Origin of the sequence: Streptococcus sp. 2106 (assembly GCF_013277315.1) — a bacterium.
Lineage (GTDB): Bacteria > Bacillota > Bacilli > Lactobacillales > Streptococcaceae > Streptococcus > Streptococcus pseudopneumoniae.
In genome coordinates this window covers 7,268-17,208 of record NZ_VMMS01000001.1, presented here as the reverse complement: position 1 = coordinate 17,208, position 9,941 = coordinate 7,268, and the positions used below count along the sequence as shown (strand labels likewise).

The 9,941-nt window shown below is 38.1% G+C and carries 7 protein-coding genes and 1 pseudogene; 5 read left to right on the top strand and 3 right to left on the bottom strand.

All coding sequences use genetic code 11. The annotated features are described in order from the left end of the window. The 3 genes and pseudogenes from HT723_RS00075 to HT723_RS00065 all read right to left on the bottom strand — a co-directional run. A pseudogene (locus HT723_RS00075) lies at positions 1–642 on the bottom strand (transposase family protein); the annotation flags it as partial. A 349-nt stretch (positions 643–991) separates the two neighbouring features. Further along, positions 992–1,798 carry a sugar-phosphatase gene (gene yidA, locus HT723_RS00070; protein WP_000023513.1) on the bottom strand — a complete coding sequence of 269 codons (807 nt, stop codon included), beginning with the start codon at positions 1,796–1,798 and terminating at the stop codon, positions 992–994. Between the two features lie 12 nt (positions 1,799–1,810). Continuing rightward, entirely contained in the window at positions 1,811–3,115 is a 1,305-nt protein-coding gene (locus HT723_RS00065) for an HD domain-containing protein (protein WP_172934399.1), read from the bottom strand. Positions 3,116–3,186: 71 nt separating this feature from the next. Here HT723_RS00065 and HT723_RS00060 point away from each other — a divergent pair, with 71 nt between their 5' ends. From HT723_RS00060 to HT723_RS00040, 5 genes are all read left to right on the top strand, one after another. Continuing rightward, a complete protein-coding gene (locus HT723_RS00060) occupies positions 3,187–3,564 on the top strand; it encodes a DUF1934 domain-containing protein (protein ID WP_023941313.1) in 378 nt (125 codons plus the stop codon). A gap of 89 nt (positions 3,565–3,653) precedes the next feature. After that, positions 3,654–3,986: a putative DNA-binding protein gene (locus HT723_RS00055; RefSeq protein WP_050208479.1), complete on the top strand. Its 333-nt coding sequence runs from the start codon at positions 3,654–3,656 to the stop codon at positions 3,984–3,986. Positions 3,987–3,997: 11 nt separating this feature from the next. Beyond that, on the top strand, positions 3,998–5,569 hold the full coding sequence (gene ffh, locus HT723_RS00050; RefSeq protein WP_050208481.1) for a signal recognition particle protein: 1,572 nt from the start codon (positions 3,998–4,000) through the stop codon (positions 5,567–5,569). Between the two features lie 228 nt (positions 5,570–5,797). After that, the gene (locus HT723_RS00045; protein WP_172934398.1) at positions 5,798–9,055 is read left to right on the top strand and encodes a helicase-related protein; all 3,258 of its coding nucleotides are present in this window, start codon (positions 5,798–5,800) and stop codon (positions 9,053–9,055) included. Next, complete coding sequence (locus HT723_RS00040; protein WP_172934397.1) at positions 9,048–9,731, top strand: DUF4391 domain-containing protein; 684 nt, start codon at positions 9,048–9,050, stop codon at positions 9,729–9,731. Before HT723_RS00045 ends, HT723_RS00040 begins: the two co-directional genes overlap by 8 nt. Positions 9,732–9,941 lie beyond the last annotated feature (210 nt).

Genomic DNA, 9,941 nt, shown 5'->3' with positions numbered 1-9,941 from the left:
GCTTTCTCTTCAGCTGTTAGCGGCTTGAGTTTGCTGGATTTACGTGGAGTTTGTGCTTGAGGATATATCTTCATGAGTCCTTGATAACCACTGTCAGCCAAGATTTTACCAGCTTGTCCGATATTTCTGCGACTCATTTTGAACAACTTCATATCATGACAATAGTTCACAGCGATCTCCAAAGAAACAATTCTCCCTTGACTTGTGACAATCGCTTGAGCCTTCATAGCGTGGCATTTCTTTTTACCAGAATCATTCGCTAATTGTTTTTTTAGGGCGATTGATTTTTACTTCCGTCGCATCAATCATTACCGTGTCCTCAGAACTGAGAGGAGGTCTTGAAATCGTAAAACCGCTTTGAACAAGAGTTACTTCAACCCATTGGCTCCGACGGAGTAAGTTGCTTTCGTGAATACCAAAATCAGCCGCAATTTGTTCATAAGTTCGATATTCTCGCACATATTGAAGAGTGGCCATAAGAAGGTCTTCTAGGCTTAATTTAGGTTTTCGTCCACCTTTTGCGTGTTTAAGTTGATAAGCTGTTTTTAATAGAGCTAACATCTCTTCAAAAGTGGTACGCTGAACACCAACAAGACGCTTAAATCGTGCATCAGTTAGTTGTTTACTTGCTTCATAATTCATAGAACTATTCTACCATATTTTGTTTCGCAGGAAGTCTATTATCAAAAGGTGTTGATATATGGGCTGTTTCAAGATTACTAAGGCATAAAGATATACAACAAATTATTCAAACTTACGGACATACTCTAAAAGAGGGTTATTGATAAATAGTATAGGAAGAGCCTTAAAATAAGGTTTTTTCTATTTATCGATTCCAGCAGGGGGTATGTAATTAGATACTATAGTAGATTGAAACTAGAATAGTGTATCTGGACTTCTAAAACATTACTAGAAATTGATTTGTCCTATTCCTATTTCATTTTACTATAAAAACCGCTCAACTGAGCGGTTTTCGTCTATTCATACCCTCTTACAGTACCCATGTTCGGATGGCATGGGCAACACCGGATTCGTCATTTGTTTTAGTGATGTATTTGGCGATTTTTTTGATTTCTGGATTTCCATTTTCCATGACAACGGGGTTCCCAACGACTTCCAGCATGGCACGGTCATTTTCTTCGTCACCGATAGCCATGGTTTGATTTTTGGTCAATCCGAGTTTTTCAGCTAGGTGAGTGATGGCTGACCCCTTGTCTACATTCTTTTTAAGGAGTTCGAGGTAGAAAGGAGCAGACTTGTTGATAGAGTAGCGTTCGTAAAATTCTGCTGGTATCTTTTCAATTGCAGCATCGAGAACCTCAGGCTCATCGATGAACATACACTTGACGATTTCCTTGTCAGCCATTTCTTCAGGTGTGCGGTAGAAGATAGGCATGTTGACGAGGGTTGATTCGTGCACAGTGTATGTTCCGATATTGCGATTGGCAGTATAGATACCGTCCTTAGTAATAGCATGCATGTGGACACCGAGCTTACGACTGAGAAATTCCATATCAAGATAATCCTCATAAGTCAAGGATTCGCTGATAATCTCATGCCCTGTAGCAGTTTCTTGGACAAGGGCACCATTGAAGGTCACAACATAGTCACCCTCGTCTCTCAACTGCAAGTCGTCCAGAAGTTTGGCAACACCTGCGATAGGGCGGCCAGTTGCAATGACGACTTTGACACCAGCTTCTTTGGCATCTTGGATGGCAGAAAAGACTTCAGGAGTAATCTCCTTTTGACTGTTGACTAGGGTTCCGTCAATATCGACAGCGATTAGTTTAATACTCATAAAATTCCTCTTCTAGTTTTTATTTGGGGTAAAATGATCGTTCTCAATCAAGTGTAAAAATTGCTGGGTAATGCTTGCAAAGATGCTGTTTTGGTCCAACATTTCTTTTGGAAAATAAAAGCGATTATCTCCGTGGCGACTGCCAGCAAGGGATTGGACGATAGGAGACAGGCTAGAGAGTTCGGCCAGTTGACCATTTTTTTGTAAAATCTCAATCTGTGTCCGTGGATTTTCAGATTCGGGACGATAGATATCATAAGGGAGGTCAAAATTCTTATGAATGGCAGTGTAGTAGTCGGGATCAAAGCCGATATCCTCAACCAATTTTCTCATGCTAGCGAGTTGGTCTTGGTCCTCTTGTGAAAAGGTAATGGATTTAAAGACCTTGCGGTTGACAAAGCGTTGCGACAAGTCTGCAAGAATCTTGTCAGGACTGGTCATCCAAAGCTGGAAGTAGGTATTCATCACGCCATCATCCAGAGCCAGATAGTCAGTCAAGGTCACATTTTTTTCGAAGAAAGGCAGGAGGTGTGGAGAAGTTCGGGCAAAGAAATCCTTGTCCTCAGGATAGAGTTCCTTGGCGCGTTTGAGAAGATTCTGTAGGAGAACTTCCATGGCGCGTGTTGCGGGGTGGAAATAAACCTGCATGTACATCTGGTAGCGACTGAGGACGTAGTCTTCGATGGCGTGCATGCCATTGCGCTGAAAGGCGATACCATTTTCGACAGGACGAATGACTCGGAGGATGCGAGTCAGGTCAAATTCCCCATAGGATGCTCCTGTAAAATAGGAGTCACGCAAGAGATAGTCCATGCGGTCTGCATCAATCTGGCTAGAAATGAGTTGTACGACCTGCTTGTTAGAATAGGTATGGTCGATGACACTGGCAACCTTTTCTGGAAAGTCTGGCGCTACTTGCAGCAAGACTTGGTGAATCTCTGTCTCAGGACTTTGGATAATCTCCTGAGTGATGGTTTCATGGTCTGTATCAAAGAGATGTTCAAAAGTATGGGAGTAGGCACCATGACCCAGGTCATGGAGGAGAGCAGCGGTCATGGTCAAGAGAGACTCAGCAGGATCCCATTCTTCAGGATATTTTTCTTCAAAAATCTCCGTGATGCGTCGAGCAATCTCATAGACTCCAAGACAATGAGAGAAGCGACTGTGTTCTCCACCGTGGAAGGTATAACTGGAAGTTCCCAGTTGTTTGATCCGGCGCAAACGCTGAAATTCTTTTGTATTAATCAAGTCATAGATGATTTGATTATTGACATGGATGTAGTTGTGAACTGGGTCACGGAATACTTTTTCGTTCATATGACCATTATAGCAAAAAGCTAGAGTTTTTGGTAAAATAGTAGGACAAGAGACAAGAAAGAGGACTTGATGTGAAGATTCGGATGCGAAATACGATTCAGTTTGATGAGCAGCTGGAAGTGATTGACCAGCTTTATGATGTAGAAGTGCATGAAAAGGGAGATTATAGCTACCTGCTTTTCTATAATGAGGAAAAGGAAAAAGTGGTGATTAAATTTCATGGTCAAGAACTGGTGATGAGCCGATTTTCCAATCCCAAGACCATTATGCGCTTTCTAAAGGATAGTGATAGTTTAGCCTATATTCCTACACCAATGGGCATGCAGGAGTTTATCATCCAAACGAACCATTATCAAGTTAATGGGCAAAAGATTCATTTAGACTATCAACTACAAAATCAAGAGGGACATCCCTTTGCCAGCTATCAATTGGAAATTACTTGGGGCTAGTCTCTTGTTTTTTCAAATTTAGCTCGCTATCTTCTTGGATTGGCTTCCTAGTGTGGTAGATTAGGCTAATTTTTGGTATAATAAAAGTTATGGAAATTGAAAAAACCAATCGTATGAATGCGCTCTTTGAATTTTATGCAGCGCTTTTGACAGATAAGCAAATGAATTATATAGAGCTCTACTACGCTGATGATTACAGCCTTGCTGAGATTGCCGAGGAGTTCGGCGTTAGTCGTCAGGCTGTCTATGACAATATCAAACGGACAGAAAAGATTCTGGAAGATTATGAGATGAAATTGCACATGTACTCGGACTACATTGTCCGCAGTCAGATTTTTGACCAGATTTTGGAGCGCTATCCCAAGGATGACTTTCTGCAGGAGCAGATAGACATTTTAACAAGCATTGATAATAGAGAATAAGAGGAAGAAAAATGGCATTTGAAAGTTTAACAGAACGTTTGCAGAACGTCTTTAAAAATCTACGTAAAAAAGGAAAAATCTCTGAATCTGATGTCCAAGAGGCAACCAAAGAAATTCGCTTGGCCTTGCTTGAGGCCGACGTTGCCTTGCCTGTTGTAAAGGACTTTATCAAGAAAGTTCGTGAGCGTGCAGTCGGGCATGAGGTCATTGATACCCTTAATTCTGCGCAACAAATTATTAAAATCGTTGATGAGGAACTGACAACCGTTTTAGGTTCTGATACAGCAGAAATTATCAAGTCACCTAAGATTCCAACCATCATCATGATGGTCGGTTTGCAGGGGGCTGGTAAAACAACTTTTGCTGGTAAATTGGCCAACAAACTCAAGAAAGAAGAAAATGCTCGTCCTTTGATGATTGCGGCGGATATCTATCGTCCAGCTGCCATTGATCAGCTTAAGGCCTTGGGGCAACAAATTGATGTGCCTGTCTTTGCACTTGGAACAGAAGTACCAGCTGTTGAGATTGTACGTCAAGGCTTGGAGCAAGCCCAAGCCAATCACAACGACTATGTCTTGATTGATACGGCAGGTCGTTTGCAGATTGATGAGCTTCTGATGAATGAGCTTCGTGATGTAAAAGCATTGGCTCAACCAAATGAAATTTTGCTCGTGGTTGATGCCATGATTGGTCAGGAAGCAGCCAATGTTGCGCGTGAGTTTAATGCTCAGTTGGAAGTGACTGGGGTTATCCTTACTAAGATTGACGGGGACACTCGTGGTGGTGCGGCTCTATCTGTTCGTCACATTACTGGAAAACCAATCAAGTTCACTGGTACAGGTGAAAAGATTACGGACATTGAGACCTTCCACCCAGATCGCATGTCTAGCCGTATCCTTGGTATGGGGGATATGCTCACTTTGATTGAGAAAGCTTCTCAGGAATACGATGAGCAAAAAGCCCTTGAAATGGCTGAGAAGATGCGTGAAAACACCTTTGATTTCAATGATTTCATCGATCAGTTGGATCAGGTGCAAAACATGGGGCCAATGGAAGACTTGCTCAAGATGATTCCAGGTATGGCTAACAACCCAGCCCTTCAAAACATGAAGGTAGATGAGCGTCAGATTGCTCGTAAACGTGCCATTGTGTCTTCCATGACACCTGAAGAACGTGAAAATCCAGATTTGTTAAATCCAAGCCGTCGCCGTCGTATCGCTGCTGGTTCTGGAAATACCTTTGTCGAAGTTAATAAATTCATTAAAGACTTTAACCAGGCTAAACAGCTCATGCAGGGTGTTATGTCTGGCGACATGAACAAGATGATGAAGCAAATGGGAATCAATCCAAACAACCTTCCTAAAAATATGCCAAATATGGGAGGAGTGGATATGTCTGCCCTTGAAGGAATGATGGGACAAGGTGGTATGCCTGACTTATCAGCTCTCGGAGGAGCAGGAATGCCAGATATGAGCCAAATGTTTGGTGGCGGACTCAAAGGTAAAATCGGTGAATTTGCCATGAAACAGTCCATGAAACGCATGGCGAATAAAATGAAAAAAGCGAAGAAGAAACGCAAGTAAGACAAGGGAAGGCCGCAGGGCTTTCCTTTTTTATACTCTTCGAAAATCTCTTCAAACCACGTCAACGTCGCCTTACCGTATATATGTGACTGACNNAAACAGTGTTTTGAGCAGCATACGGCTAGCTTCCTCTTTGATTTTCATTGAGTATTAGAAAGAAGAAAAAAAGTCTATTTTGAATTTGCAAAGAATGATATAATAGTAGAAATAGTCTAACAAGGAGGAATTATGGAAATTGATAATCGATCAATTCGTCTTGGAGATGAGTTAAAGAAAGAATTGAAATCAGAGAGCCGAGTCAAGATTGCAGCAGCAACCTTTTCTATGTTTGCTTATCAGCAGTTGAAAGAGGAATTGGAGAATATAGAAGAGTTAAAATTTATTTTTACAAATCCGACTTTTATAACAGATGAAACCAAAACATATTTCCGTGAATATACGATACCCAAAAAAGAACGGGAACAATCGATCTTTGGTGGCAAGTATGAACTGAAATTGATGAATGAGCTGACCCAAAAAGCGATTGCTCGTGAATGTGCTGATTGGATCCGAAGAAAAGCGCAATTCAAATCGATTAATATTGAAACAGATGAAATGCCAAATGGTATTCGAATTGAAAATTCGGATGATGTAGTGGCAGTAGATCGTTTGAAAAACTTTGATCGCAAAGAATTAGGATATGAAGCTTCTCTATTTAAAACGAGTAGAAACCTCTATCATGCACCACTTAGTTTAAATTATTTAGATGAATTTGATAATCTTTGGGAAGAAGATGATTATTTTCGTGATGTTACAGAAGAGTTTTTGGAGAATTTAAACCTAGCTCATAAAGAACATTCTCCTGAGTTCGTTTACTATGTGATGCTATATAATTTATTCAATGAATTTTTAGAAGATATAAATGAAGACTTTTTACCCAATGAAGGGGTTGGCTATAAAGAAAGTAAAATTTGGGGGCTGTTATATGATTTCCAAAAGGATGCAGTAAAATCGATCATTTCTAAATTAGAAAAATTTAATGGATGTATTCTAGCGGATTCGGTTGGTCTAGGGAAGACTTATACAGCTTTAGCGGTCATGACTTATTATGCTTATCGAGGAAAACGTATTTTAGTACTTTGTCCTAAAAAGTTAGAAAATAACTGGAATATGTATCGTCATGATTATGTAAATAATCCAATTTATGATAGACATTTGCTTTATGACGTGCTTTATCATACAGATCTTAGTAGAGATAAAGGACACTCTAATGGAATTGATCTGTCCTTAAATAATTGGCATACTTATGATTTGGTTGTTATTGATGAGTCCCATAATTTTAGAAATGGAGGCTCTAGCGAAAATGACTTATCCGAGGGAAGAGAAAATCGATACAGCCGTTTAATGAATCGCATCATAAAGTCTGGTGTTCCTACAAAGGTACTCATGCTATCAGCCACACCTGTTAATAATCGCTTTAATGATTTGAAAAATCAAATTGCTTTAGCCTATGAGGGAGATACGGATCAAATTGATAGTAAATTAGAAACAAAATCATCTATAAACGATATTTTCAGAAATGCTCAATCTGCTTATAATAAGTGGGCTGATCTACCTGCAGAAGAGAGAACAACAGATAAATTGCTATCTACATTAGATTTTGATTTCTTTAAAGTACTAGATAGTGTAACAATAGCCAGAAGTAGAAAACATATTCGCGAATTTTATGATAGAGAAGCTATTGGAGAATTTCCGCAGCGCTTAAAACCTCTTAATTTTGAACCTGATTTAACGGTTTCAAATCTCGGAATTACCTATAAAAAATTATATCATTTACTTGATAAACTACAGTTGACTATCTATCAACCATCAATACATATTTACCCATCAAAGAGAGCTAAATACGATAAAAGTAAAGAAGGGATAATAGGGAATTTAACTCAGTTTGGTCGTGAGTCTGGTATCAAAAAACTGATGATGATTAACCTGCTCAAACGTTTAGAAAGTTCTGTTGCAGCTTTTCGATATACTTTAATAGATGTTGTTAAAGATTATGTAGAAAAGACCTTAAAGGCTATCGAGGAATATGAATTAACAGGCTTGGATCATTTATCTCTTGATTCTCATCTTGATGAAGATGATTTTGATTTGGAAGATAGTAATTTCGAGTTCTCTATTGGTAAGAAAAATCGTATTGCTTTACAAGATATGGATTATCGTAGTTGGAAGGTCGAGTTAGAACAAGATTTTGCAGTATTGATAGAGCTAGAAGATCTAATCAGTAAAATAACGCCACAAGAAGACCAAAAACTTCAGACTCTTTTTACCTTGATAGATGAGAAACTAACAAATCCAATCAATGTTGGTAATAAAAAGTTGATTATTTTCTCCGCATTTGCGACAACAACGAACTACCTTTATAAACATATTAGTCAGTATGTCTTGGATAAGTATGGTCTTTACACTGCTCAGATTTCAGGTACAAAAGGCTTTGCAACAACTTTGGAAACTAAAAATAAAGACCTCAATTCTTTATTAACTTATTTCTCTCCTAAATCAAAATCTCGTGATGTTCTGTTTCCTGGTGATGAGAGTGAGATTGATCTTTTAATTGCAACAGATGTGATTTCCGAAGGTCAAAACTTGCAAGATGCAGACATGATGGTCAATTACGATATCCACTGGAATCCTGTCCGTATTGTTCAACGATTTGGTCGTGTGAATCGAATTGGTAGTCAAAATAAATACATTCAATTGGTTAACTTTTGGCCAAACCTTGAGTTAGATGAATATATCGATCTTAAGTCTAGGGTTGAATCGAGGATGAAAATTTCTGTCTTGACTTCAACAGCTGATGATAATGTTTTATCTAGTGAAGAAATAGAGGATAATAATTATCGAAGAAAACAATTAGAACGTCTTAGAGATGAAGTGGTCGATTTAGAGGAGATGAATGATGGTATTTCCATTATGGATTTGGGATTAGAAGATTATCGCATAGACCTTCTTAAGTATTTGGAAGAACATCCTGAGTTAGAAAGAGTTCCAAAAGGATTGCAAGCTATTTTACCTGCCTCCAATAAAGAATCAGAAGGTGTCATTTTCGTCCTAAAAAATAAAGATCAGATAAAAGGAAAAAATAATCAAAATCAGCTTCATCCATATTATATCCTCTACATCAATAGAAATGGAGAACTACTGTTATCTCCGTCTGAAAGCAAGAAAATATTGGAGCACCTCAGTAGCATTTGTCGGGGTCAAAGTAAACCGTTGAGTCATGTGGTAGACAAGTTCAATCGTCAAACAAAAGATGGTAAAGAAATGGTTGTTTATTCGGAATTGCTTCAAGAGGCAATCGATCAACTAATGGAACATGATCAGATCTCAACGATGGATGCCCTATTTAACTTTGGATCTGTTGACTTGATGAATACCAGCATTGAGGGAATGGATGATTTTGAGTTAATTTGTTTCTTTATATTGATGAAAGGGGATTATGATGATTAGATTTCCGTCCTATACAGCCTTATCAAAACCTCACCTTCTCTATAGACCTCATAAAAAGGGAAATAGTGATTTTTTTGATAATCTTAATGTTTCTGTGAAAGATAAGAAAGATTTAAGAGAACAGATTAGAGCAATTCAAATTACTCATCAGATTGATACAAGTACCACTAATATTCCTGCTGGAAAAAAAGTGAAGCAAATCATGGTTTTAGAAATAGAACTTGAACAAATGGATGATTCCTTAACTTTATTAGAACAGCTAGATATAAGATTAGGGATTTACACAGTCTTTGTATTAAAATATCCACAAGGTCAAGAAGAACTTCTTATTCATTATAAAGAACCATTAAGTCAAGAAAAGGATGGCAAGCACTTTAAGATTGTCCGTCGCTTTCAGACGAATGATGATGTAAGCATTGACTTTGAGGGAAATGATTTAGATGATGTTTATGAGAGTTTTGTAAAAGAAACTGGTAAGAAAGAATTACAAGTTTTAGAAACAAGTAATCTTAGAAACTCTATTGAACTCAGTGACCAATTAGATAAATTAGAAAAAAAGGCACAGCAGCTAAAGAAAAAGATGTATTCTGAAAAATCAATGAGAAAACAAATGGAAATAAAAAGAGACTATCAGGCTACATTGAAAGAAATAGAAGCTTTAAAGAAGCAAAATTGATTGTAAATTTTGACAAAGGAAAATCAGAAATTGAGATTAGGGAACACTTTTGATTTCAACCCCTATTTTTGATAAAATGAAGCTGTAATTTATTAAAAATTAAGTATTACAAAGATAGGATAAGCCAACTTAATTTTTTATAAAATTAAAATTACAAAAGCTTGACAAAGCTAAGAAAGGATACTACCATGAGCACAGCACAGCACAGCA

Coding starts and splice junctions, on each gene's coding strand:
- yidA (WP_000023513.1), bottom strand. CDS start 1,798: ATGAGTATTAAACTAATCGCTGTCGATATTGACGGAACCCTAGTCAAC.
- HT723_RS00065 (WP_172934399.1), bottom strand. CDS start 3,115: ATGAACGAAAAAGTATTCCGTGACCCAGTTCACAACTACATCCATGTC.
- HT723_RS00055 (WP_050208479.1), top strand. CDS start 3,654: ATGGAAATTGAAAAAACCAATCGTATGAATGCGCTCTTTGAATTTTAT.
- ffh (WP_050208481.1), top strand. CDS start 3,998: ATGGCATTTGAAAGTTTAACAGAACGTTTGCAGAACGTCTTTAAAAAT.
- HT723_RS00045 (WP_172934398.1), top strand. CDS start 5,798: ATGGAAATTGATAATCGATCAATTCGTCTTGGAGATGAGTTAAAGAAA.
- HT723_RS00040 (WP_172934397.1), top strand. CDS start 9,048: ATGATTAGATTTCCGTCCTATACAGCCTTATCAAAACCTCACCTTCTC.